We start from the raw sequence: 24646 nt of genomic DNA, 5'->3' as shown, positions 1-24646 counted from the left end.
CGGAACAGGCAAAGAAAAGCCTCAGTCGTCCTTCTTCATCAACCCCGCCAACGCCGCAAACGGGTTGTGCGTCGCCTTGGCAATGCTCGGGCTGCTGGTGGAGCCTTCGCCGAAGTACTGCTGGTCGGTGTAGCGCGAGTGTTCGTTGTCGTGGCAGTACAGGCACAGCAACTCCCAGTTGGAACCGTCCTGGGGGTTGTCATCATGGTTGTGGTTGCGGTGGTGGACGGTCAGTTCACTCAAGCGCTTGCCGGAAAACTCACGGGCGCAGCGGCCACACACGTGGGGGTACATCTTCAAGGCTTTATCGCGGTAGCCCATTTCGCGGTCGCGCTGGGCATCGGCAAGGATGCGGTCCAGCTTGGCGGTGTGGGAGGGCGGGTTGTTCGAGCTCATCATGGCTCCTGGCTATTATTGGGTGGTTCACGGACAAGGTTGATTCTAGCCGCTCCCACAGGGGATTGGCGCTATTGAATCAACCGCGATCAGCCCTTGAGCTTCTCTGCAATCCAGATGGTATGCCGGGTGCCCTTGTTGCCATGGGCGAATACCTGCACTTCCTCGGCTTTGAAACCGGCCTTGCGCAGTTTGTCACTGAACAGCTTGTCGGCGCTGGCCGACCACACGGCCAGCACGCCCTTGGGTCGCAGGGCCTTGGCACAAGCGGCCAGGCCACTGGCCGAGTACAGCCAACTGTTAGCTTTTTGCGTGAGCCCCTCGGGGCCGTTGTCGACGTCGAGCATAATCGCGTCAAAGCCTTGGGGCTCGGCCTGCAATACCTTGGCCACGTCTTCCTGGCGGACCACGGTGCGTGGATCCAGTAGTGGGCGTCCGGATTTTTCCCCCAGCGGCCCACGGTTCCACTCCACGACGCCGGGCACCAGTTCGGCCACCACCACTTCGGCGCTCTTGCCCAAATGCTTGAGCGCCGCGGCCAAGGTAAAGCCCATGCCCAGGCCGCCGATCAGCACCCGCGAACCCGGGCGCCCGGCCACTTTGCGGCAGGGAATCTCCGCCAGGGCATCTTCGGAGCCGTGCATGCGCGTGTTCATCAACTGGCCACCGTCACCGCCCTGGATCTTGATGACGAAGTCTTCGCCGTATTCGAACAGGCACAAGGCACCGCCGTTGTCGGGGATTGGGGTGGTGTCCAGCAGAACGAAACGTTTCATGGAAATCTCATTGGGAAGGGCATTCTTGCGCGGTTGGGAGTAGCCTTAGGGCATTCCGGTCAGGCCATGGAGCCATCGATGAAGTGCAGCATTCTAACGGTCATTGTGTTGAGCGCGCTCGCATTGGGTACCGCGCAGGCTCAGGAGTTACAAACCGTACCGGTCGCGCCCGCGCCAACCCCAGGCGCGCCGGGCACGCCAACGCCCACGTTGTACCCGCAAGTCACGCCGCCCGTTGCGCCCAAGACCCATAATGGCTCGCCCCCGCTGGCGCCCATCGTGCTGCCGGCGCCGCCCAAGGACCAGACGGTCCCTGGCCTGCAGCAGAACGACAGCAAGCCGAAAACGCCGGGCGGTTAGACCAGACCGAGGGCCTTGAACACAAAGGCATATTCGAGGGCGACGTCACGTAGCCCCTGATAGCGCCCGCTCATGCCGCCATGGCCGGCACCCAGCTCGGTCTTGAGCAGCAGCAGGTTGTCGTCCGTCTTGGTATCCCGCAGCCTGGCCACCCACTTGGCGGCTTCCCAGTACTGCACGCGGCTGTCGTTATAGCCGGCGATCACCAGCGTGGCCGGGTAAGCCTGGGCGCGAACGTTCTCGTAGGGCGCGTAGGCCTTGATGCGCGCGTACACCTCGGGGTCCTCGGGGTTGCCCCACTCGTCGTACTCGGTGATGGTCAGCGGCAGTTCCGGGTCGAGCATGGTATTGAGCACATCGACAAACGGCACTTCGGCAATCGCCGCCTGGAACAAATCCGGGCGTTGGTTGAGCACCGCGCCGATCAACAGGCCGCCGGCACTACCGCCGCTGATCGCCAGTTGCTGGGAGGTGGTCAGGCCCTCGGCGATCAAATGTTCGGCGCAGGCGATAAAGTCGCTGAAGGTGTTCTGCTTGTGTTCCTGCTTGCCGCTGCGATACCAGGCTTCACCCAGTTCACCGCCGCCGCGCACGTGGGCGATGGCAAACGCCACGCCACGGTCAAGCAAGCTCAGGCGCGCATGGGAGAACCACGGGTCCAGGCTTGAGCCGTAGGCACCGTAGCCATACAGGTACAGCGGCGTCGGCTTGCCGAGCTGGTCACGCTTGACCACCAGGCTGATGGGTACCTGAGTACCGTCGGCGGAAGTGGCCCACAGGCGCTGGCTGACGTAATCGTCGGCGTTGAAGACGCCCAGCACCGGAGTTTCCTTGAGCACAACCTGCGCGCCTGTCGCCAGCTCGAGCTGGCGCACTTGGGCCGGGCGATTCAAGGCCTCATAGCGCAGGCGGATCTTGTCGCTGGGAAACTCCAGGCTGTTCTGTACGTAGAGGCTGTAGGCGGCGTCAGGCAATTGCACCCGATAGGCCGGCACATCCTCAGGGTGCACTTCGATAACCGGCAGGCCACCGATGCGCAAGCTCAAGGTCATGGCGTTGGCGTTCAGGCTCACGCCGTCGAGCATGACTTCGTCGCTGTGGGGGATCAGGTTCTGCCAGTCGGCTTCGGTGGGCGGCGTGCCGGTGTCGGCGGCCACGTACAGCGCATGGTTGATGCCGTCGCGGTTGCTGCGGATAAACCAGGTCCACTGGCCATTGCGCTTGCCGTGGTCGACATCGTATTCGTGGTCTTCGACCCGTGGCGCCAGGCAGGTGAAGGCCAGGTGCGGTTGCTCGGCGTCCAGCACCCAGACTTCGCTGGTGGTCTTGCTGCCCAGGGCCAGCAACAGTTGGCGTTCGGAGCTTGAGCGGTAGCAATGCAGGAAGAAACGGCCGTCAGGTTCGTGGAACACTTCCTGCGCTGCGGTGCCGTCCAGGCGATAGCGATACAGTTTGTGCGGGCGATGGGTGTCGTCCAGTTCGCCGAAAAACAGGGTCAGGCTGTCATTGGCCCAGGTCATGCTGCCGTCGCAATTGTCGAACGCCAGTTCGCTGACCTTGTCGGTCGCCAATTCCTTCACGAACAGGGTGTAAATCTCTTCGCCGCTGGTATCGAGGCTATAGGCCAGGCGTTGGTGATCGGGGCTGATGCTGAATGCGCCCAGGGAGAAAAAGCCGCCATTGGCCAGCGCGTTCGGGTCCAGCAACAGCTCTTCGCTGCTGGTGTCCACCTGGTTGCTGTCATCGGCCGGGCGGCGGCAGCGGTAGTGGCGGGCGTATTCGTCGCCGGCGGTGGTGCGGGTGTAATACAGATACGGGCCCCAAGGGGAGGGCAGGGACAGGTCGGTTTCGAGGATGCGGCCCTTGATCTCTTCGAAGAGGGTCTCGCGCAACGCCTGCTGGTCGGCGAGTTGGGCTTCCTGCCAGGCGTTTTCGGCCTTGAGGTAGTCGAGTACCTCAGGGTTGTCGCGTTCTTGCAGCCAGGCGTACGGGTCTGGGCCTGGGGCCTTGCGGGCAATCGGTGCGGTGGAAATAGGCATGGATAATTCCCTATCTGGCAGACGGTGGCAGGCATTGCAGCCGCGACACGTAAAAGCCGTTATCATAGCCGCCTGTTTGCCAACCTTGCCATGGACACCATGACCGAGAACGACTATCTGACCGCTTGGGGCCTTTACGCCTTCGCCGCTTTGGGCTGCCTGTTGGTGTGGTGGCGCATGACCCGCTGGACTTGGCGCTGGCTGCGCGAGCCCCTGCAATTGCTGATGGCAGTGTTGCTGCTCAGCCCGACTATCGTCGACCCGGTCAAGACCCAGTTTGCGCCGGCCGTGGCCATTACCGCCCTGGACCTGGTGCTCAAGGTCGGCAACAACGCCTGGCGCGCCATTTCCGACCTGTTCATGTACACGATGATCGTGTTTGCCCTGTACATCGTGTTTGTGCTGATCCGCTGGCCCATCGAGCGCGCTGCCAACGCTCGCCGTGAGCGCAAGGCGGCTGCCGATGCCGCCCTGGCCGCCGAGCCGGAAGACGACGAACCGTTCCGTCGCCCGGCGCCTGCCGGTGGTATGCGGGTCGAACCGCGCCTTTAACGTTGTTTGCCCTGCATCGGGAGCCCTGGCATGTGTGAATTATTGGGCATGAGTGCCAACGTCCCGACCGATATCGTGTTCAGCTTTACCGGGCTAATGCAGCGCGGTGGGCGCACTGGCCCGCACCGCGACGGTTGGGGCATTGCCTTCTATGAGGGCCGTGGCCTGCGCTTGTTCCAGGACCCGGCCGCCAGCAGCGAGTCGGAAGTCGCGTTGCTGGTGCAGCGTTACCCCATCAAGAGCGAAGTGGTGATCGGCCATATTCGCCAGGCCAACGTGGGCAAGGTCAGCCTGGCCAATACCCATCCGTTCGTGCGCGAGCTGTGGGGGCGTAACTGGTGTTTTGCCCACAACGGCCAATTGGCGGACTTCACCCCCCGCGCCACCTTCTACCGGCCGGTGGGCGATACCGACAGCGAGGCGGCGTTCTGCGACTTGCTCAACCGCGTGCGCGAAGCCTTCCCCGAGCCGGTGGACATCGAACAGGTGCTACCCGACCTGATCGCCGCCTGCGCCGAATACCGCAGCAAAGGCGTGTTCAACTGCCTGCTCAGCGACGGCGACTGGCTGTTCTGCTATTGCTCGACCAAGCTGGCACAGATCACCCGGCGGGCGCCTTTTGGCCCGGCGCGGTTGAAAGATGTCGACGTGATCGTCGATTTTCAGGCCGAAACCACCCCCAATGATGTGGTAACGGTGATCGCCCCCGAGCCGTTGACCGACAACGAAAACTGGACCCGCTACGAACCGGGCCAATGGAGCCTGTGGCGACGCGGTGAATGTGTCAGCCAGGGCGTTACCGAGTAAGGAATCGAGCATGTTGCTTAGCTATCTGCGGTTGGTGCTGTTTGCCGTTGGCTTGTTGGTTGGCGTGCAGGTGCCGGGGTTTATCAATGACTACGCCAAGCGCGTCGAAGCCCACTTGATCGAGGCCCAGACCGGCTTGCGCGGTTTCGAGTCCACGGCGCAGCAGTTCTTCAACGGTGATATGCAAGCCTTGGTGGCGCATTACCGTGCCAGCGATGACCCGGTGTTCCAGAGTGACGCCAGCAGCCTGGGCGCTATGCTCGATCGCCAACTCGAGTTGGACAAGCAATACCAGGCCATGCAAGGCCCGTGGTACATCCGTGCCCTGCAAGTGGCGGTGGCTGCCGACCCGGATATCCGTCTGGAGACCTGGAATGGCTACAGCTACCAGATTCTGCTGACGCCCGAAGCCATGGGCTGGGGCCTGGGCGGGGCGATGCTGTTGTCATTCGGCATTGAATGCCTGTATCGCTTGATCGATTGGGTGGTATTGGGCGGTCGGCGCCTGCGCCAGAGCCGGCCCATCGAAGAGCGGGACCTCAAGGGCCTCTAACGACCCACTGATCGTTCCCACGCTCCGCGTGGGAATGCTTTTTCTGACGCTCCGCGTCGCGCGTGAGGGCGCAGAGCGCCCTGTGCTGCATTCCCACGCAGAGCGTGGGAACGATCAGTCGGGTTTATTCAGTTGCATGCGTTCTGCACCGACCTCCTCGGCATAGCGCGCCACCACCTTCTGGCACAACCCCACAATCTCCTCCACCAACTCCACCCCTACGCGCCACGACACCACCACCTGCAAGTTCGGCAGGCGCTGGGCCATGGGCAGCATCACCAATTCCCCTCGCTCCAGCTCTTCGCTGACCAGCACCGGCGGCAGTGCGCCAATACCGAAGCCATCGCGCAGCAATCGGGTAATCGCCGACACCGAATTCACGCAGTTCATGCGCGGTGCGGCCACGCCATTGGCCTGCATCAAACTCAACACGTCCTGATGCGGGTGAGAGTTTTTCGAGTAAGTGATGATGCGTTCCTGGGCTAGTTCGGCGAGGGAGGCGTAGTCGCGGTTGTAGATCGACTGGCTGGCCACGATCCAGGCCATGGGGTGGCTGGCCAACTCCAGGCTGCGCACGGTTTCCAGGCGCAGCAGGTCGGTTTGCAGGATCAGGTCGAGGAACCCTTTTTGTAGCTGATCGCTGAGGTTCAGCGCCGTATCGGCGATTAGCTCGATCTCCACCAGCGGGTATAGCTTCATCAGTTCAGCCACCAGCGGGCTGAGCCAGGTGTGGATCACCGTGTCCATTGCGCCGATCCGAATGCGCCCGACCTTGCTGCTGGTGGTCTCCAGGGACTGCTTCAAGCCCTGCATGGTCACCATCATCTGCTCGGCATAGTCGAGCACTTTCAAGCCTTCCGGGGTCAGGCTCACGCCACGCGAATCACGCAGGAACAGCTTCACCCCCAACTCGCTTTCGAGCACGGCGATGCGGCTGGAGATCGAGGCTTGGGTGGTGAACAGCTTCTCGGCCGTCAACCGAAAGCTCTTGAGCTTGGCCACCCAGACGAAGGTTTCGAGGAACTTCAAATTCATGGGATCAACTTTTTCTTATGCATGGATCGGTTTTTATTAGTTGGACGTCGCACCGGGCAAGCGCCAAAAATCGAGTTATTCCACGATAAGCGTCGTCGGGGTGTCAGGACAAGTTGCGAGTTCTGCGTAAAAAATCCCACACTACAAGAAAACAAAGCCTACAGGAGCGACCACCGTGAGCCGCCTGCTATTGAACTGCGACATCGGCGAAAGCTTTGGCAACTGGACCATGGGTCTGGACGCCGAGGTCATGCCGTTCATTGATTGCGCCAACGTGGCTTGCGGTTTCCATGCCGGCGACCCGAGCATCATGCGCAAGACCGTCAGCCTGGCGTTCAAGCACGGCGTGCAAGTGGGCGCTCACCCGGCCTACCAGGACCTGCAAGGCTTCGGCCGGCGCTCCATGAACTACACGCCGCAGGAAATCCAGGACCTGTTGCACTATCAAATCGGCGCGCTGGACGGCATCTGCCGGGCCCAGGGCGGTCGCGTCAGCTATGTGAAACCCCACGGCGCGATGTACAACGACATGATGGCTAACCCGGCGCAATTGCGTGCGGTGATCCAGGCCGTGGCCGCTTACGGCGACCTGCCGCTGATGCTGCTGGCCACCCGCGATAACCGCGCAGCCCAAGCCTTGGGCGACGAATACGGGGTGACCCTGTGGTTCGAAGCCTTCGCCGACCGTGCTTATGACAGTAAGGGGCATCTGGTGTCTCGCCAGCTACCCGGCGCGGTGCATCACGACGCCGACACCATCGTGCAGCAGGCCCTGACCCTTTCCCGTGGCGAATCGCTGATCGCCAGCGACGGCAGCCCGTTGGTGCTACAGGCCAATACCCTGTGTGTGCATGGCGACAACGCCAGTTCGGTCGCCGCCGTGCAGCGTATCCGTGAAGCGTTGAAAACAGCATGAACCCACGGATTGAAGTGGTGGCGATCGACTGCCTGATGGTGCGCCTGTTTGACGTGATCGCCGAAGCCAACATGCCCTGGATGCTGACGGCTACCGAGCGCCTGCGCAACGGTTTTGGCCCGGCATTGGTGGACCTGGTGCCGTCCTACACCACCTTGATGGTGCATTACGATCTCACGGCGCTGACCCCGGCCCAGGCCCGGGCGCTGATCGACCAGGCCCTCACCGATCTGCAACCCCAGGCCCAGGGCAGCGGCCAGTGCCATGTGCTGCCAGTGTGGTACGACCTGAGTGTCGGCCCGGAACTGACCTTGCTGTCCCAGCGCAGCGGGCTGGCCGTGGAGGAGGTGATCCGCCGCCACAGCGCCCACGAATATCAGGTGTTTGCCCTCGGCTTTGCCCCAGGGTTTGCCTTTATGGGGCTGGTGGACGAAGTGCTCGCCACCCCGCGCCTCAACACGCCGCGCAAACGCGTGGCCGCCGGCAGTGTCGGCATCGCCGAACGACAAACCGCCGCGTACCCGGTGGTGTCCCCGGGCGGCTGGAACCTGATCGGCCGCACCCCGGCCAAGCTGTTCGACCGTGAACGCGACGGCTACAGCCTGATGCAGCCCGGCGACACGGTGCGTTTCGAAGCGGTCAGCCACGCGCAATTCGTCAACCTGGGTGGCGACGATACGCCCTTGGAGGCGCAGGCATGAGCCGCTTGATCATCGAGGCCAGCACGCCGCTGTGCCTGTTGCAGGACGCCGGGCGATTTGGCGTGCGCCATCTGGGCGTGACCCAGGGCGGCGCGCTGGATTGGGTGTCAATGTCCTGGGCCAACTGGCTGTTGGACAATGCCCTGGATGCCCCGGTGGTGGAAATCACCCTCGGCGGCCTTACCGTGCAGGCCGAGGACTATTGCCTGCTGGCCCTGGCGGGTGCTGATCTGGGCGCCTATGTCGATGAGCGTGCGATAAGCCCGGGTCGCAGTTTTATTCTGCAAAAGGGCCAACGCCTGCGCTTCACCCAACCGTTCAACGGGGCACGCGCTTATCTGGCCGCGCCCGGTGGCTTTGATGCGCAGGCTGTACTGGGCAGTTGTGCCACGGTCGTGCGCGAAGCGTTGGGTGGGGTGGACGGTTTCGGCAAGGCATTAGCCGAGGGCGGGCGGTTGGCTTACTCCGGTACGGGCGGTGCAATGAAGGTGCTGGCCAATCCGGATGTGCAATCCGGTGCATCGCTGGACGTGATCATCGGCGCGCAGATAGGCCAATTCAGCGGGCAAAGTCTGTTTGATGCCTTCAACGCCGAATGGTCCCTGGACAGTCGTGCCGACCGCATGGGCATGCGTTTGCTCGGTACGCCATTGCAATACCAGGGGCCGTCGTTGATTTCCGAAGGGATTCCATTGGGCGCGATCCAGGTGCCACCGGATGGGCAGCCGATTGTGTTGCTCAATGACCGGCAGACGATCGGTGGTTATCCGCGGTTGGGCGCGTTGACGCCTTTATCCTTGGCGCGGCTGGCGCAGTGTTTGCCGGGAGAGAAGGTGCGGTTGGCACCGGTGGTGCAGGAGGCGGCGCATCGGCAGCACATCAAGTTTTTGCAGCGTTTTAGCCAACCCTTGTAGGAGCGAGCTTGCTCGCGAAAAACGTCAACGATAACGCGGGCATCCAGATGTACGCGGCGGTCTCAGGTTTTTCGCGAGCAAGCTCGCTCCTACAGTAAGGCGGTGGTGTTATTTGGAAAGAAAACGCATACCTTCTTCCAACCCGCGCAACGTCAGCGGGTACATCTGATCCTCCACCAGCTCCCGCACAATCCCCGTCGAGGCCGTATAGCCCCAGGTATCTTTCGGGTAGGGGTTAATCCATATCAGCTTCTTGTACTTGGCCATGAAGCGTTGCATCCACACATACCCCGGCTCCTCGTTCCAATGCTCGACGCTGCCACCGGCCTGAGTGATTTCATAGGGCGCCATGGCCGCATCGCCGATGAAGATCACTTTGTAGTCGGCGCCGTACTTGTGCAGCAGGTCCTGGGTGGACGTGCGCTCCGAAGTGCGACGCTGGTTGTTCTTCCACACCGACTCGTACACAAAGTTATGGAAGTAGAAGTACTCCAGGTGCTTGAACTCGGTCTTGCACGCCGAGAACAGCTCTTCGCAGATCTTCACGTGGGCGTCCATCGAGCCGCCGATGTCGAACAGCAGCAACAGCTTGATCGTATTGCGGCGTTCGGGGCGCATCTGGATATTCAGCAAGCCGGCATCGCGGGCGGTGTGGTCAATGGTGCCGTCGATGTCCAGCTCTTCGGCCGCGCCCTGGCGCGCAAACTTGCGCAGGCGGCGCAGGGCGATCTTGATGTTGCGCGTGCCCAGTTCCACCTGGTCGTCGAGGTTCTTGTACTCGCGCTGGTCCCAGACTTTCACGGCCTTGCCCTGGCGCTTGCCGGCGTCACCGACGCGAATGCCTTCGGGGTTGTAGCCGCCGGAACCAAACGGGCTGGTGCCGCCGGTGCCGATCCACTTGTTGCCACCGGCGTGGCGTTCTTTCTGTTCTTCCAGGCGTTTCTTGAATTCCTCGATCAGCTTGTCGAGGCCACCGAGGGACTGGATCTGCGCGCGTTCTTCATCGCTCAAGGAACGTTCGAACTCCTTGCGCAGCCATTCTTCGGGGATCAGTGCCTGCAGGTGGTCGTCGAGCTTTTCCAGGCCGTTGAAATAGGCGCCGAAGGCCCGGTCGAACTTGTCGAAATGCCGCTCGTCCTTGACCAGGATCGCCCGGGCCAAGTAGTAGAACTCGTCCATGTCGGCGAAGGTCACGCGCTGTTTGAGCGCGTTGATCAGGTCGAGCAGCTCGCGCACCGACACCGGCACCTTGGCGGCACGCATCTCATTGAACAGGTTGAGCAGCATCAGCGATTACCGCGACGGCTCATGAACGCCAGACGCTCCAGCAACTGCACGTCTTGCTCGTTCTTCACCAGGGCGCCGGCCAGGGGAGGGATGGCCTTGGTCGGGTCGCGCTCGCGCAGCACCGCTTCGCCAATATTGTCGGCCATCAACAGCTTGAGCCAGTCGACCAGCTCGGAGGTGGAAGGTTTTTTCTTCAGGCCCGGCACCTTGCGCACATCGAAGAACACGTCCAGCGCTTCGCTGACCAGGTCTTTCTTGATGTCCGGGTAGTGCACATCCACGATCTTTTGCAGGGTGGTGCGGTCGGGGAAGGCGATGTAGTGGAAGAAGCAGCGACGCAGGAACGCATCCGGCAGCTCTTTTTCGTTGTTGGAGGTAATGATGATGATCGGGCGCTTCTTGGCCTTGATGGTCTCGTCGATTTCGTAGACGTAGAACTCCATCTTGTCGAGTTCTTGCAGCAAGTCGTTGGGGAACTCGATGTCGGCCTTGTCGATTTCATCGATCAGCAGGATCACCCGCTCTTCGGACTCGAAGGCTTCCCACAGCTTGCCCTTCTTCAGGTAGTTGCGCACATCGTGCACCTTGTCCACGCCCAGTTGTGAGTCACGCAGGCGGCTGACCGCGTCGTACTCGTACAGGCCCTGGTGTGCCTTGGTGGTGGACTTGATGTGCCAGGTGATCAACCTGGCACCGAAGGATTCGGCCAGTTGTTCGGCGAGCATGGTCTTGCCGGTGCCCGGTTCGCCCTTGACCAGCAGCGGCCGCTCCAGGGTGATGGCGGCGTTGACGGCCAGTTTCAGGTCATCGGTAGCCACATAGGCCTGGGTGCCTTCGAACTTCATCGGTCATTCCTCGAATTCATCAATGGCCTGACTATACCGCGCAGCCCCGGCGACTGTGAACGCAGACGGGGCATTCAGTCTCTGAATGGCGGGTCACATCAGCCCTGGCCCATGCAGGAAGTGTGGGAGCTGGCTTGCCTGCGATAGCGGTGTATCAGTGACAGATCAGTTGACTGACCCAACGCGATCGCAGGCAAGCCAGCTCCCACAGGGTTAATCAGCGCTGGGTTTGGGTTGTTCATACCTGGCATTGAACGCCTGGATAAACCCATTGCGCAGAATCGCGATCACCGCAGAAAACGCACTGACATTTTGCTGATGCACGCTACCGCTCAGCTCTACACGGGTGGCGAACTGGTTTTTACGCTGGTTTTTCAGCACGGTTTCGCTGGCGCCCACCACGGCTTCCCAGATTGAGCGGAAGATATTCTTGTCCTTGTTTTCAACGTCTTGCTGCCAGTCAAACACCTCTACATCGCGCAGCAGCGGCTTGATATAGCCGGTGAGCCGGCCATTTTCAGCCTGGGCTTCGATCACCACATCGCCCGTGCCAGCCTTGAAGTCGAACTTGCCATAGGCGGAGGCGAAGTCATTCATGCGCTTGAGTTGCAGCTCGCGGGCGCGGAAGCGGAATTCGAATTCTTCGAAATCGCTCAGCGGGTCAAAGGTGGCGTTGGCTTCCAGGGGCGCCTGGCCTTGCAGCAGTGCCTTGCCTTCAAAGCGGGCGTCACGTTTGCCTTTGACATCCACCACATTGGTCAGGTTATAGAAGCTGGCGTTGACCCCGGTGGCGTTGATATTCACCTGGGGCTTGGAGCTGAAGTTATGGAAGGCGATCTCGCCGTCTTCGATGCGCACTTCATTAAGGGTAATCGGCAGCAGCTTGCGCAGTTGTTCCTGCCAGTCGGTGCCTTTACCGGTCTGGGACGCCTGCTTGTTGGCACCGCCATCGACGAAGTTGATCTGCGGGCGCACAAAATGCCCCTCGGCCACGACGGCATGGTCGTACCACAGCGAATGCCAGCTCACCGCGAACTCGATCAGCGGCGCCTTGACGAACGGTACCGGGACCTTGCCGTCCACCTTGACGATTTGCAGGCCGTTGATCCGGTAGGCGCCGCGCCACAGGGCCAGGTCCACATCGGCGATTTCGCCTCGGTAATCGCCCATGTTGGCGAGTTTCTCGTTCAGGTAGTTGCGCACCAGATAGGGCAGCGCGATGTTCAAGGCAATCAGGACCAGCATCAGAGCGGCGATTGTCCCTAACGGCCAACTGTAACGACGTTTCATGGGGCAGTTCTCCTTGCTTGTAGGAGATTGACTGTTCTGATGAGCGCAACGTTCCACCGTCTGGACGCCTCGCCACACGAGGCATACCCTTGGGGCCTTCTTCAAAGTCGCCAACAGGATCGCTCATGAGCCGTATCTTCGCAGACAACGCGCACTCCATCGGCAACACGCCTCTGGTCCAGATCAACCGCATCGCACCGCGTGGCGTGACGATTCTGGCCAAGATCGAAGGGCGCAACCCGAGTTATTCGGTCAAGTGTCGCATTGGCGCCAGCATGGTCTGGGATGCGGAAAGCAGCGGCAAGCTCAAGCCGGGCATGACCATTGTCGAGCCGACTTCGGGCAACACCGGTATCGGCCTGGCCTTTGTTGCCGCTGCCCGTGGCTACAAATTGCTGCTGACCATGCCGTCGTCCATGAGCCTTGAACGCCGTAAAGTGCTCAAGGCCCTCGGCGCCGAACTGGTACTGACCGAACCGGCCAAGGGCATGAAGGGCGCCATCGACAAGGCCGCCGAGATCGTCGCCAGCGACCCGGCCACCTACTTTATGCCGGCCCAGTTCGACAACCCGGCAAACCCTGCGATCCACGAGAAAACCACCGGCCCGGAAATCTGGAACGACACCGATGGCGCCGTGGACGTGCTGGTGGCCGGCGTGGGGACCGGCGGCACGATCACCGGGGTATCACGCTATATCAAGAACACCGCGGGCAAGCCGATTCTGTCGGTGGCCGTGGAGCCCATGGTTTCCCCGGTGATCACCCAGGCCTTGGCGGGTGAAGAGATTAAACCCAGCCCACACAAGATCCAGGGCGTCGGCGCCGGTTTCGTGCCGAAAAACCTCGACCTGTCGATAGTCGACCGCGTGGAGCTGGCGACCGACGAGGAGTCCAAGGCCATGGCCCGGCGCTTGATGCTGGAAGAAGGCATCTTGTGCGGCATCTCCTGTGGCGCCGCCATGGCCGTGGCCGTGCGCCTGGCCGAGAAGCCGGAAATGCAGGGCAAGACTATCGTGGTGATCTTGCCGGACTCCGGTGAGCGCTACCTGTCGAGCATGTTGTTCAGCGATTTATTTACCGAGCAGGAAAACCAGGCCTGAAATGACTGTAGGAGCGAGCTCGCTCGCGAAAAACCTGAGGGCGCCACGTTGAGCCAGTAAGCCCGCGTTATTATTGACGTTCTTCGCGAGCAAGCTCGCTCCTACAGGAGGGCAGGGGTGTTGATGCAGGTCAGTCTGTTTTCCTGGGCCTTCTGCATAATGGCTCAAGTGTTTATCATGGCCGGCTGTTACGTCTGGTTTCCCATTGACGGAAATTTGCTGGCCAGGCGCTTATTTCCAGGAGTTGCTGCATGACCTTTTCTTTGGCCGCCAAACTGTCGGTGTTGCTGCTGTTCATCGGCAGCACGCTGTATGTGCACCTGCGTGGCAAGGCCCGTTTGCCGATGTTGCGCCAGTTCGTCAACCATTCGGCGCTGTTCGCCCCGTATAACGCCCTGATGTACCTGTTTTCCGCAGTGCCGTCCAAGCCGTATCTGGACCGCAGCAAGTTCCCGGAACTGGATGTGCTCAAGGACAACTGGGAAGTGATCCGCGAAGAGGCCATGCACCTGTTCGACGAGGGCTACATCCGTGCCGCCGAAAAGAACAACGACGCCGGTTTCGGTTCGTTCTTCAAGAAGGGCTGGAAGCGTTTCTACCTCAAGTGGTACGACAAACCGTTGCCATCGGCCGAGGCGCTGTGCCCCAAGACCGTAGCGTTGGTGAGCAGCATCCCTAACGTCAAGGGCGCGATGTTTGCGCTGTTGCCGGGCGGCAGTCACCTCAACCCGCACCGCGATCCGTTTGCCGGGTCCCTGCGTTATCACCTGGGGCTTGCCACGCCGAACTCCGACGACTGCCGTATCTTCGTCGACGGCCAGGTCTACGCCTGGCGCGACGGTGAAGACGTGATGTTCGACGAAACCTACGTGCACTGGGTGAAAAACGAAACCGAACAAACCCGTGTGATCCTGTTCTGCGACATCGAGCGGCCATTGAGCAACCGCGTGATGACCCGCATCAACCGCTGGGTCAGCAAGCAACTGGGCCGCGCAACCGCACCGCAGAACCTCGATGACGAGCGCGTGGGCGGCATCAACCAGGCGTATGCCTGGAGCAAGACCTTCAGCGACAAGTTCAGCGGCCAGGTCAAACAGTGGAAGCGCAAGCATCCCAAGGCCTACCGCATTGCGCGGCCGGTGCTGGCGGTGGGGGGGTTGGTACTGCTGTGGAAGTGGTTGTTCGGCTAAACCGCACACCATAAAAAGGCGCTGTATCGAAAGATACAGCGCCTTTTTTATGCCTGGAATGTGATCAAAACTGTGGGAGCTGGCTTGCCTGCGATGGCGGAGTATCAGCTATAAAAAGGTTGACTGACCCACCGCTTTCGCAGGCAAGCCAGCTCCCACATTTGATCTGCATTGCTCTTAAGAGGCGATCAACTGGCGCAGCACGTAGTGCAGAATCCCACCTGCCTTGAAGTACTCCACTTCATTCAAGGTATCAATCCGGCACAGCACCTCAACCTTCTCGCTGCTGCCATCTTCCCGAGTGATCACCAGCGTCAGGTTCATCCGCGGCTCGATCTCGGCATCGGTCAGCCCGAGGATATCGATCTTCTCCTTGCCGGTGAGCTTGAGTGTCTTGCGGTTCTGATCCAGCTTGAACTGCAACGGCAACACGCCCATGCCTACCAGGTTGGAGCGGTGGATACGCTCGAAGCTCTCGGCGATCACCGCCTTGACCCCTAGCAGGTTAGTGCCCTTGGCCGCCCAATCGCGGCTGGAGCCGGTACCGTATTCCTGGCCGGCGATCACCACCAGCGGTGTGCCCGAGGCCTGGTACTTCATGGCGGCATCGTAGATCGCCATTTTCTCGCCAGTGGGGATATACAGCGTGTTACCGCCTTCTTCGCCGCCGAGCATTTCATTGCGGATACGGATATTGGCGAAGGTGCCGCGCATCATCCCTTCATGGTTGCCCCGGCGTGAGCCGTAGGAGTTGAAGTCACGCGGCTCCACGCCCTGTTCGCGCAGGTAGCGCCCGGCCGGGCTGTCGGCCTTGATATTGCCGGCAGGGGAGATGTGGTCAGTGGTCACCGAATCGCCCAACAAGGCCAGCACGTTGGCGCCCTTGACGTCCTCGATCACCGGCAGCGGGCCGTCAATGTCGTCGAAGAACGGCGGATGCTGGATGTAGGTGGAATCCTGTTGCCACACGTAGGTGGCTGCCTGCGGCACTTCAATGGCTTGCCACTGCTCGTCGCCGGCAAACACTTCGGCATATTCCTTGTGGAACATGCTGGTGCTGACTTGGGCCACCGCCTCGGCGATTTCCTGGCTGCTGGGCCAGATGTCCTTCAGGTACACCGGATTACCCTGTTGGTCATTTCCAAGCGGTTCGCTGCTGATGTCGATGCGCACGGTGCCGGCCAAGGCATAGGCGACGACCAGGGGCGGCGAGGCCAGCCAGTTGGTTTTCACCAGTGGGTGCACGCGGCCTTCGAAGTTGCGGTTACCCGACAGCACCGAGGCCACGGCGAGGTCGGCCTTCTGGATGGCTTTTTCGATAGGCTCGGGCAACGGCCCGGAGTTACCGATACAGGTGGTGCAGCCGTAGCCCACCAGGTCAAAACCGAGCTTGTCGAGGTACTGGGTGAGGCCCGCGGCCTTGTAATAGTCGGTGACCACCTTGGAGCCTGGGGCCAGCGAGGTCTTGACCCAAGGTTTGCGGGTCAGGCCCTTTTCCACGGCCTTTTTCGCCACCAACCCGGCCGCCATCATTACGCTGGGGTTGGAGGTGTTGGTGCAGGAGGTGATGGCGGCGATCACCACCGCGCCGTTTTTCAGGCGATAGGTGTTGCCTTCGTATTCATAATCGGCCTCGCCGACCAGATCGGCGTTGCCCACGGCCACGCCGCCACCGCCTTCACTTTCCAGGCGGCCTTCTTCCTTGCTGGTGGGCTTGAATTGCAGGTCGAGGAAGTCGCTGAACGCTTGGCCGACATTCGGCAGGGATACCCGGTCTTGGGGGCGCTTGGGCCCGGCGAGGCTGGCTTCGACGCTGCCCATGTCCAGGGCCAGGGTGTCGGTGAACACCGGCTCCTGGCCGGCGTTGCGCCACAGGCCCTGGGCCTTGGTATAGGCTTCCACCAGCTTGACCGTCTCAGCCGGGCGGCCGGACAGGCGCAGGTAGTCCAGGGTCACTTCATCCACCGGGAAAAAACCACAGGTCGCGCCGTATTCCGGGGCCATGTTGGCGATCGTGGCACGGTCGGCCAGGGGCAAATCGGCCAGCCCGTCGCCGTAGAACTCGACGAACTTGCCCACCACGCCTTTCTTGCGCAGCATTTGTGTAACGGTGAGCACCAGGTCGGTGGCGGTGATGCCTTCCTTGAGCTTGCCGGTGAGCTTGAAGCCGATGACTTCCGGGATCAGCATCGACACCGGCTGGCCGAGCATCGCCGCTTCGGCTTCGATCCCGCCCACGCCCCAGCCGAGTACGCCGAGGCCGTTGATCATGGTGGTGTGGGAGTCGGTGCCTACCAGGGTGTCGGGGAAGGCGTAGGGGCGGCCGTCTTCCTCTTTGGTCCACACGGTGCGGCCCAGGTATTCGAGGTTGACCTGGTGGCAGATACCGGTGCCCGGCGGTACCACGCTGAAGTTGTCGAAGGCGCTCTGGCCCCAACGCAGGAAGGCGTAGCGTTCGCCGTTGCGCTGCATCTCGATATCGACGTTCTGTTCAAAAGCGCTGTTGCTGCCGAACTTGTCGACCATCACCGAGTGGTCAATCACCAGGTCCACCGGTGACAGCGGGTTGATGCGCTGCGGGTCACCGCCGGCCTTGGCCACGGCAGCGCGCATGGCGGCCAGGTCGACCACCGCGGGTACGCCGGTAAAGTCCTGCATCAGCACGCGGGCGGGGCGATATTGGATCTCGCGGTCAGACTGGCGCTCTTTGAGCCATGCGGCGATGGCCTTGAGGTCGGTGCCGGTGACGGTCTTGGCGTCTTCCCAGCGCAGCAGGTTTTCCAGCAGCACCTTGAGGGACATCGGCAGCTTGTCCAGGTCACCCAGGCTCTTGGCGGCTTCGGGCAGGCTGAAGTAGTGGTAGGTTTTGCTGTCTATTTGCAGTGTCTTAAGGGTTCTCAGGCTATCAAGGGATGACATTACATGACTCCTTATGGTCCGCACGGCTACGGACCTGACGGGACGAACAGAGCTATCACGTTAGCGCTGTTTTCATTAGCAGGCTAATAACTGGACTCTATCGCTGAGTCCAAGGTTCCGAACTCGGCTATCATGCGCGCGTTTTCATGACAGGTATTGCGATAGCGCAACGCCGGTTGATTCACCAGGAGATTCAATGAACACCCTTTTTATGCACTGCCGCCCGGGTTTTGAAGGCGAAGTCTGTTCCGAGATCGCGGAGCACGCCGCGCGCCTGAACGTGTCCGGCTACGCCAAGGCCAAGACCGGCAGCGCCTGCGCCGAATTTGTCTGCACCGAAGAAGACGGCGCCCAGCGCTTGATGCACGGCCAGCGCTTCGCCGAGCTGATCTTCCCCAGGCAGTGGGCACGAGGGGTGTTTATCGACCTGCCGGAAACCGACCGCATCAGCGTGATCCTCGCCCACCTGCGCGAGTTCCCGACGTGCGGCAGCCTGTGGCTGGAAATGGTCGACACCAATGACGGCAAGGAACTGTCGAACTTCTGCAAGAAGTTCGAAGTGCACCTGCGCAAATCCCTGCTGGGCGCCGGCAAGCTGGTGGACGACCCGAGCAAGCCACGCCTGTTGCTGACCTTCAAGAGCGGCCGTGAAGTGTTCATGGGCCTGGCCGAGTCGAATAACTCGGCGATGTGGCCCATGGGCATCCCGCGCCTCAAGTTCCCGCGTGACGCGCCCAGCCGCTCGACCTTGAAGCTGGAAGAGGCCTGGCATCACTTTATCCCCCGTGACCAGTGGGACGAGCGCCTGCACGGTGACATGACCGGCGTCGACCTCGGCGCAGCACCGGGCGGCTGGACCTGGCAACTGGTCAACCGTGGCATGCTGGTGACCGCCATCGATAACGGCCCCATGGCCGAAAGCCTGATGGACACCGGCCTGGTGCAACACCTGATGGCCGACGGCTTCACCTTCGTGCCCAAGCAGCCGGTGGACTGGATGGTCTGCGATATTGTCGAGAAACCCGCGCGCAACGCGGCACTCTTGGAAACCTGGATTGGCGAAGGGCATTGCCGCGAGGCGGTGGTGAACCTGAAGTTGCCGATGAAACAGCGTTACGCCGAAGTGAAGCGCCTGCTGGAGCGCATCGAAGAGGGCTTCAAGGCGCGCGGCATTCGTGTGGAGGTCGGCTGCAAGCAGCTCTACCACGACCGCGAAGAGGTCACCTGCCACTTGCGTCGTCTGATAGACATAAAGAAATCTAAAGGCCGCTGATACTAAATGTGGGAGCTGGCTTGCCTGCGAAAGCGGTATAACAGTCGAAATTTATGTTGAATGTGCCCCCGTCATCGCGGGCAAGCCCGCTCCCACATTGTTGAGCGGTGCCAGTTTTAGGAGTGAAGTATGAGTCTTGAACTGCCGGTTGACGGCACCCTCGACGCCACCGGCCTCAACTGCCCGGAACCCGTGATGATGCTGCACCAGCACATCCGCGACCTGCCGGCGGGCGGCCTACTCAAGGTCATCGCGACCGACCCGTCGACTCGTCGCGATATCCCCAAGTTCTGCGTGTTTCTCGACCACGAACTGGTGGATCAGCAGGAAGCTGCTGGCACCTACCTGTACTGGATTCGCAAGAAAGCCGATTGACCCCGAACCCTTGTAGGAGCGAGCTTGCTCGCGAAAAACCTGAGAGCGCCGCGTTAAAGCAGGAACGCTGCGTTATCGTTAACGTTTTTCGCGAGCAAGCTCGCTCCTACAGGGCGCGAATGCGTCGGCGTGCACTGCGCGCCAGGCGCACCACCAACATCCCCGCCGCACAGCTCAAGCCCACGATCAGCCCTTGCCATAAACCGCTCGGGCCGCTGGGCTCACCGAGCCAGTTTGTCAGGCCCAGGGCGTAACCTACCGGCAGGCCTACGCCCCAGTAGGCGAACAAGGTCAGCACCATGGTTACCCGGGTGTCCTGATAGCCGCGCAATGCGCCGGCGGCGGTGACCTGGATCGAGTCAGAGAACTGGAACAGCGCCGAGAACACGATCAGCATCGACGCCAGGTGGATCACCACCGGGTCGGGAGTGTAGATCGCTGCAATCTGCTCGCGAAACAGCAGCATCAAGCTGCAGGAAAAGCAGGCATACGCCAGTGCGGTGCCCATGCCGACGCCAGCGGCGAAGCGTGCTTCCCGAGGTTCGCCGCGCCCCAGCGCCTGGCCGACCCGCACGGTCACGGCCATGCTCAGGGAGTAGGGGATCATGAACACCAGGGAGCTGACGTTCAGGGCGATCTGATGGCCGGACACCACGGTAGCGCCCAGGCTGCCAAGCAATAGGGCAATCACCGCGAAAATGCTCGACTCGGCGAAGATCGCCACACCAATCGGCAGGCCTATGCCCAATATGCGCTTGATCACCGTCCATTGCGGCCAGTCGAAACGCTTGAACAGTTCGCTGCTTTGATAGGCGGCACCCCAGCGCGTCCAGATGGCCAGGCCGATCATCATCACCCACATCGCAATCGCGGTAGCCCAGCCACAACCCACGCCACCCATGGCCGGTACGCCCAGGTGGCCGTAGATGAAGATGTAGTTCAGCGGAATATTCAGCGCCAGGCCGCACAGGCCCATGACCATGCTCGGCCGTGTGCGGCCCAGCCCGTCACTGAAACAGCGCAGCACGTAATACAACGCAATTGCCGGCATGCCCGCGGCGATGCCATGCAGGTAGCCCATGGACGGCTCGATCAGGTCAGGCTCGACCTTCATCGCCTGCAGGATCGGCTCGGCGCATAGCAACAGCAGCGCGCCGCAGAGGCCGACCACCACGGCCAACCACAACGATTGGCGCACCAGAGGCCCGATCTCGGTGAGTTTGCCCGCGCCATAACGCTCGGCAACTTTCGGCGTGGTGGCCAGCAGAGTACCGGTCATCAACAGGTACACCGGGATCCAGATCGAATTACCCAGGCCCACCGCCGCCAGGTCCTGCGGGCTCACGCGCCCGGCCATCACCGCATCGACAAAACTCATCGCGGTGGTTGCCAGTTGGCCAATCATGATCGGCAAGGCCAGCGTCAGCAGGCCACGCACTTCCCGGCTGATGCGGGCGGGGCGGGAGAGGGTAGCGGTGGCAGTGTTCACGTACAGGTGTCCAATAAAAAGGCAGTCGCAAGGACGGCGGATTCTACGCGTTGACGCAGCGGTCAGGAAAAAACCTGTGTTAGGGATTTGTAAGCAATGCTCCACACCAGCACTGATTCGAAGTGGGAGCTGGCTTGCCTGCGATGCAGGCACCTCGGTACATCAGGCAAACCGGGCCGATGCAATCGCAGGCAAGCCAGCTCCTACACAGGATCTTCTGTACACTGCCAATCCGCCAAAGGAGCCTGCCATGCTGATTGTTGCCGACGAAAATATCCCCCTGCTCGATGCATTCTTCGAAGGGTTTGGCGAGATTCGCCGCGTGCCCGGCCGTTCCATCGACCGCGCCACCGTCGAGCAGGCCGATGTACTGCTGGTGCGCTCGGTGACCAACGTCAACCGTGCCTTGCTTGAGGGCAGTAACGTGCGCTTTGTCGGCACCTGCACCATCGGCACCGACCACCTGGACCTCGACTACTTCAAGCAAGCGGGTATCCAGTGGTCCAGCGCGCCCGGCTGCAATGCGCGGGGGGTGGTGGACTACGTGCTTGGCAGCTTGCAGACCCTGGCTGAAATCGAAGGCGCCGACCTCAAGCAACGCACCTACGGCATCGTCGGTGCCGGCGAAGTCGGCGGGCGCTTGGTCAAGGTGCTCAAGGGCCTGGGCTGGAATGTGTTGGTGTGCGATCCGCCGCGCCAGATTACCGAGGACGGTGATTACGTCAGCCTGCAGCAGATCATCGAGCAATGTGATGTGATCAGCTTGCATACGCCGCTGATCAAGTCCGGTAACGGTTCTACCTGGCACCTGTTTGATCGCCAGCGCCTGGAACAGCTCAAGCCGGGCACCTGGCTGATCAACGCCAGCCGGGGCGCGGTGGTGGATAACGCCGCGCTGCGCGAGGTGTTGCTGGCGCGCGAAGACCTGCAAGCGGTGCTGGACGTGTGGGAAGGCGAGCCTGAAGTGGACGTCGACCTGGCTGACCTGTGCGTGCTGGCCACGCCCCATATCGCCGGCTACAGCCTCGATGGCAAGCAGCGTGGCACCGCGCAGATTTACCAGGCGCTGTGCGCGCACCTGGGCCAGGAACCGAGTATTGAGCTGAGTGATTTGCTACCGGCCCCCTGGCTAGCCGAGATGCACCTGAACGCTACGACTGACCCGGCCTGGGCGCTGGCGACCTTGTGCCGCAGTGTGTACGACCCACGCCGTGATGACGCGGATTTGCGTCGCAGCCTGGTGGGCACCGTGCAGGAGCAGCGCCAGGCCTTTGACCTGCTGCGCAAGCACTACCCGGAGCGTCGCGAGATCGATGGCTTGAAGGTGCGCATCAACGGGGAGTCGGCGGTGCTGTCACAGATTGTGACTGCTCTGGGTGCCGAACACCTATAACTGTAGGAGCTAGCTTGCTCGCGAAAAACGTCAACGATAACGCAGCGTTTCTGATTTAACGCGGCGCCCTCAGGTCTTTCGCGAGCAAGCTCGCTCCTACAGAGGGCATAAAAAACCCGGCCACCTGGGCCGGGTTTGAAAGAGCGTGGGCGCTTCAGCCTTGCTGGGCGGGCTTGACCAGTCGCTGTTCCAGTTCGCTGCAGGCTTGCTGGATCATTTCTTCGGTAATCTGCACTTCCCGGCCTTTGGCATCGATATACGAGCAAGGCAATTGCTGCGGCTGGCGGATCACTTCAATCTTGGCGTCGCTGCTATTTTGCAAGGTCATGGCCTGTCTCCTCATCAGGTTGTGTACCTACTTTAATTCCCCCGCATGAACGCGCTGTTACAACTCCTTACACGCTCATCGGTTCGAACACCCAGTCCACCAGAAACCGGTACATATTTCCAGATCAGGCTTAGACCGATAGCCTCTAGCGGCCTGCATCGGCGGGCATAATTAACCTGACTCATTGTTATTTACGCAAGTTCCCCCAATGTTGAGGTACAGACTCTCCATTGGTGATCCTCCCATGTTCTCAATCCGTCAACGCCGCGCGATTCGCCTGGCCAGCCGCTTTATCGCGCCCTACCGCTGGCAGGCGCTTGGTGCACTGTTGGCGCTGATCGTCACCGCTGGCATCACCTTGTCCATGGGGCAGGGCATACGCCTGTTGGTGGACCAGGGCTTCATGACCCAGTCGCCGCACCTGCTCAACCAGTCCATCGGCCTGTTCATGCTGCTGGTGCTGGGCCTGGCCGTGGGCACCTTCACGCGGTTTTACCTGGTGTCGTGGATTGGCGAGCGGGTGGTGGCCGATATTCGCCGGCAGGTGTTCAACCATCTGATCTACCTGCACCCAGGCTTCTACGAGAACAACCGCAGCTCGGAAATCCAGTCGCGGCTGACCACCGACACCACCTTGCTGCAATCGGTGATCGGCTCATCGCTGTCGCTGTTTCTGCGCAACGCCTTGATGGTGATCGGCGGCATCGTGCTGCTGTTTATCACTAACCCCAAACTCACCAGCATCGTGGTGGTGGCATTGCCGCTGGTGCTGGCGCCGATTTTGATCTTCGGGCGCAGGGTGCGCAGCCTGTCGCGGTTGAGCCAGGACCGTATCGCGGACGTTGGCAGCTATGTCGCCGAGACGTTGGGCCAGATCAAGACCGTGCAGGCCTATAACCATCAGGTGCAGGACGAACAACGCTTTGCCGTCACCGTCGAGGACGCCTTTGTCACTGCACGTAAACGCATCCTGCAGCGCTCCTGGCTGATCACCCTGGTGATCATGCTGGTGCTCGGCGCGGTGGGCGTGATGCTGTGGGTGGGCGGCATGGACGTGATCAGCGGGCGTATTTCCGGCGGTGAGCTGGCGGCGTTCGTGTTCTACAGCCTGATTGTCGGCAGCGCCGTCGGCACCCTGAGCGAAGTGCTTGGTGAGTTACAGCGTGCCGCCGGGGCAGCCGAGCGTATCGGTGAGCTGTTGCAGTCAGGCAACGAGATCCAGGCGCCGGCCACTGGCGGCGTACGTTTGCCGGAACGGGTCAGTGGCCGCATGGAACTGCAGGACCTACGCTTTTCCTATCCTTCGCGACCGGACAGCTACGCCATCGACGGCTTGAACCTGACCATCAACCCGGGCGAAACCCTGGCGTTGGTAGGGCCGTCCGGTGCGGGCAAGTCGACGATCTTCGATCTGCTGCTGCGCTTCTACGACCCCCAGCAGGGCCGCATCCTGCTCGAAGGCCAGCCGTTGACCGAGCTAGACCCCTTGGACCTGCGGCGTCATTTCGCCCTGGTGTCCCAGAGCCCGGCGTTGTTCTTCGGCAGCGTCGAGGACAACATCCGCTACGGCAACCCCTCTGCCACCACCGCCCAGGTGGAAGCCGCCGCGCGTATTGCCCACGCCCACGACTTCATCCTGCAAATGCCCGACGGCTACCAAACCCACCTCGGCGAAAGTGGCCAGGGCCTCTCCGGCGGCCAGCGCCAACGCCTGGCCATCGCTCGCGCCTTGCTGGTCGACGCGCCGATCCTGCTGCTGGACGAAGCCACCAGCGCCCTCGACGCCCAGAGTGAACACCTTATCCAGCAAGCGCTGCCGCAGCTCATGCAGGGGCGCACCACGCTGGTGATCGCGCATCGATTGGCCACGGTGAAGAATGCCGACCGCATTGCGGTGATGGACCAGGGCAAGCTGGTGGCGGTGGGCACGCATCAGCAGTTGATTGCGAGCAATCCGCTGTATGCGCGGTTGGCGGCGTTACAGTTCAGTGATGGAGATGAACAGGTGAATCAGCGCCCATAAAAAATGCCCGCCTCTCTCGATGCGGGCAATGGAACCCCTGTAGGAGCGAGCTTGCTCGCGAAGAACGTCAACGATAACGCGTGCT

General features: G+C 61.4%; 23 protein-coding genes. 13 read left to right on the top strand and 10 right to left on the bottom strand.

Annotated elements, in window-relative coordinates; all coding sequences use genetic code 11:
* Window positions 1–21 precede the first annotated feature (21 nt).
* Window positions 22–396 carry a YajD family HNH nuclease gene (locus CER19_RS01505; protein ID WP_003189609.1) on the bottom strand — a complete coding sequence of 125 codons (375 nt, stop codon included), beginning with the start codon at window positions 394–396 and terminating at the stop codon, window positions 22–24.
* An 89-nt stretch (window positions 397–485) separates the two neighbouring features.
* Window positions 486–1172, bottom strand: a complete 687-nt coding sequence (locus tag CER19_RS01500; protein ID WP_003189610.1) for a spermidine synthase — start codon at window positions 1170–1172, stop codon at window positions 486–488.
* Window positions 1173–1250: 78 nt separating this feature from the next.
* On the opposite strand from CER19_RS01500, the gene CER19_RS01495 reads away from it, so the two are divergent.
* Entirely contained in the window at window positions 1251–1532 is a 282-nt protein-coding gene (locus CER19_RS01495; RefSeq protein ID WP_014717488.1) for a hypothetical protein, read from the top strand.
* Here CER19_RS01495 and CER19_RS01490 read toward each other — a convergent pair.
* A complete protein-coding gene (locus tag CER19_RS01490; protein ID WP_116665130.1) occupies window positions 1529–3571 on the bottom strand; it encodes a S9 family peptidase in 2043 nt (680 codons plus the stop codon). The two genes, CER19_RS01495 and CER19_RS01490, sit on opposite strands and share 4 nt — an antisense overlap.
* Window positions 3572–3595: 24 nt before the next feature.
* On the opposite strand from CER19_RS01490, the gene CER19_RS01485 reads away from it, so the two are divergent.
* From CER19_RS01485 to CER19_RS01475, 3 genes are read left to right on the top strand one after another with little or no spacing between them, the layout of a single operon-like run.
* On the top strand, window positions 3596–4123 hold the full coding sequence (locus CER19_RS01485; protein WP_116665129.1) for an MFS transporter: 528 nt from the start codon (window positions 3596–3598) through the stop codon (window positions 4121–4123).
* A gap of 30 nt (window positions 4124–4153) precedes the next feature.
* Window positions 4154–4930 (top strand): class II glutamine amidotransferase, encoded by a 777-nt coding sequence (locus CER19_RS01480; RefSeq protein ID WP_116665128.1) that lies wholly within the window; start codon window positions 4154–4156, stop codon window positions 4928–4930.
* A 10-nt stretch (window positions 4931–4940) separates the two neighbouring features.
* Window positions 4941–5483 carry a DUF2937 family protein gene (locus CER19_RS01475; RefSeq protein ID WP_034134972.1) on the top strand — a complete coding sequence of 181 codons (543 nt, stop codon included), beginning with the start codon at window positions 4941–4943 and terminating at the stop codon, window positions 5481–5483.
* A gap of 114 nt (window positions 5484–5597) precedes the next feature.
* Here CER19_RS01475 and CER19_RS01470 read toward each other — a convergent pair whose 3' ends face one another.
* Window positions 5598–6518 carry a LysR family transcriptional regulator gene (locus CER19_RS01470; protein WP_044272889.1) on the bottom strand — a complete coding sequence of 307 codons (921 nt, stop codon included), beginning with the start codon at window positions 6516–6518 and terminating at the stop codon, window positions 5598–5600.
* A gap of 175 nt (window positions 6519–6693) precedes the next feature.
* Between CER19_RS01470 and CER19_RS01465 the strand changes: the two genes are divergently transcribed.
* From CER19_RS01465 to CER19_RS01455, 3 genes are read left to right on the top strand one after another with little or no spacing between them, the layout of a single operon-like run.
* Window positions 6694–7434 (top strand): 5-oxoprolinase subunit PxpA, encoded by a 741-nt coding sequence (locus CER19_RS01465; RefSeq protein WP_116665127.1) that lies wholly within the window; start codon window positions 6694–6696, stop codon window positions 7432–7434.
* Complete coding sequence (locus CER19_RS01460) at window positions 7431–8135, top strand: allophanate hydrolase subunit 1 (protein ID WP_116665126.1); 705 nt, start codon at window positions 7431–7433, stop codon at window positions 8133–8135. The genes CER19_RS01465 and CER19_RS01460 overlap by 4 nt, the downstream gene beginning before the upstream one ends.
* On the top strand, window positions 8132–9049 hold the full coding sequence (locus CER19_RS01455; RefSeq protein ID WP_116665125.1) for a biotin-dependent carboxyltransferase family protein: 918 nt from the start codon (window positions 8132–8134) through the stop codon (window positions 9047–9049). Before CER19_RS01460 ends, CER19_RS01455 begins: the two co-directional genes overlap by 4 nt.
* 108 nt (window positions 9050–9157) lie before the next feature.
* On the opposite strand, the gene CER19_RS01450 is transcribed toward CER19_RS01455, so the two are convergent.
* The 3 genes from CER19_RS01450 to CER19_RS01440 all read right to left on the bottom strand — a co-directional run bounded on the left by CER19_RS01450 (window position 9158) and on the right by CER19_RS01440 (window position 12471).
* Window positions 9158–10336 (bottom strand): VWA domain-containing protein, encoded by a 1179-nt coding sequence (locus CER19_RS01450; RefSeq protein ID WP_003189625.1) that lies wholly within the window; start codon window positions 10334–10336, stop codon window positions 9158–9160.
* Window positions 10336–11181, bottom strand: coding sequence for a MoxR family ATPase (locus tag CER19_RS01445; protein ID WP_003189627.1), 846 nt, complete (start codon window positions 11179–11181; stop codon window positions 10336–10338). The genes CER19_RS01450 and CER19_RS01445 overlap by 1 nt, the downstream gene beginning before the upstream one ends.
* Before the next feature lie 213 nt (window positions 11182–11394).
* On the bottom strand, window positions 11395–12471 hold the full coding sequence (locus tag CER19_RS01440) for a DUF748 domain-containing protein (protein WP_116665124.1): 1077 nt from the start codon (window positions 12469–12471) through the stop codon (window positions 11395–11397).
* Window positions 12472–12596: 125 nt separating this feature from the next.
* Here CER19_RS01440 and cysK point away from each other — a divergent pair, with 125 nt between their 5' ends.
* Together cysK and CER19_RS01430 are read left to right on the top strand one after the other, a co-directional pair.
* Entirely contained in the window at window positions 12597–13571 is a 975-nt protein-coding gene (gene cysK / locus CER19_RS01435) for a cysteine synthase A (protein WP_116665123.1), read from the top strand.
* Between the two features lie 251 nt (window positions 13572–13822).
* Complete coding sequence (locus CER19_RS01430; protein ID WP_116665122.1) at window positions 13823–14761, top strand: aspartyl/asparaginyl beta-hydroxylase domain-containing protein; 939 nt, start codon at window positions 13823–13825, stop codon at window positions 14759–14761.
* Between the two features lie 177 nt (window positions 14762–14938).
* Here the strand turns inward: CER19_RS01430 and acnA are convergent, their stop codons facing one another.
* The gene (gene acnA, locus CER19_RS01425; protein WP_116665121.1) at window positions 14939–17680 is read right to left on the bottom strand and encodes an aconitate hydratase AcnA; all 2742 of its coding nucleotides are present in this window, start codon (window positions 17678–17680) and stop codon (window positions 14939–14941) included.
* A 196-nt stretch (window positions 17681–17876) separates the two neighbouring features.
* On the opposite strand from acnA, the gene rlmM reads away from it, so the two are divergent.
* Window positions 17877–18953 carry a 23S rRNA (cytidine(2498)-2'-O)-methyltransferase RlmM gene (gene rlmM / locus CER19_RS01420; RefSeq protein ID WP_116665120.1) on the top strand — a complete coding sequence of 359 codons (1077 nt, stop codon included), beginning with the start codon at window positions 17877–17879 and terminating at the stop codon, window positions 18951–18953.
* A gap of 129 nt (window positions 18954–19082) precedes the next feature.
* Complete coding sequence (gene tusA, locus CER19_RS01415; RefSeq protein ID WP_116665119.1) at window positions 19083–19328, top strand: sulfurtransferase TusA; 246 nt, start codon at window positions 19083–19085, stop codon at window positions 19326–19328.
* 106 nt (window positions 19329–19434) lie between these two features.
* Here tusA and CER19_RS01410 read toward each other — a convergent pair whose 3' ends face one another.
* On the bottom strand, window positions 19435–20817 hold the full coding sequence (locus CER19_RS01410) for an MATE family efflux transporter (protein WP_116665118.1): 1383 nt from the start codon (window positions 20815–20817) through the stop codon (window positions 19435–19437).
* A gap of 250 nt (window positions 20818–21067) precedes the next feature.
* Here CER19_RS01410 and pdxB point away from each other — a divergent pair, with 250 nt between their 5' ends.
* Entirely contained in the window at window positions 21068–22210 is a 1143-nt protein-coding gene (gene pdxB, locus CER19_RS01405) for a 4-phosphoerythronate dehydrogenase PdxB (RefSeq protein ID WP_116665117.1), read from the top strand.
* Window positions 22211–22364: 154 nt separating this feature from the next.
* Here the strand turns inward: pdxB and CER19_RS28695 are convergent, their stop codons facing one another.
* Window positions 22365–22538 (bottom strand): PA1571 family protein, encoded by a 174-nt coding sequence (locus CER19_RS28695; protein WP_014717504.1) that lies wholly within the window; start codon window positions 22536–22538, stop codon window positions 22365–22367.
* 208 nt (window positions 22539–22746) lie between these two features.
* Here CER19_RS28695 and CER19_RS01400 point away from each other — a divergent pair, with 208 nt between their 5' ends.
* Window positions 22747–24561, top strand: a complete 1815-nt coding sequence (locus tag CER19_RS01400) for an ABC transporter ATP-binding protein/permease (RefSeq protein WP_371921532.1) — start codon at window positions 22747–22749, stop codon at window positions 24559–24561.
* The last annotated feature ends 85 nt before the right edge of the window (window positions 24562–24646 follow it).

The sequence above is a fragment of the Pseudomonas sp. GL93 genome (assembly GCF_003408955.1).
GTDB classification, from domain to species: Bacteria; Pseudomonadota; Gammaproteobacteria; order Pseudomonadales; family Pseudomonadaceae; genus Aquipseudomonas; species Aquipseudomonas paracarnis.
This window is presented reverse-complemented; position numbering and strand designations above follow the sequence as displayed.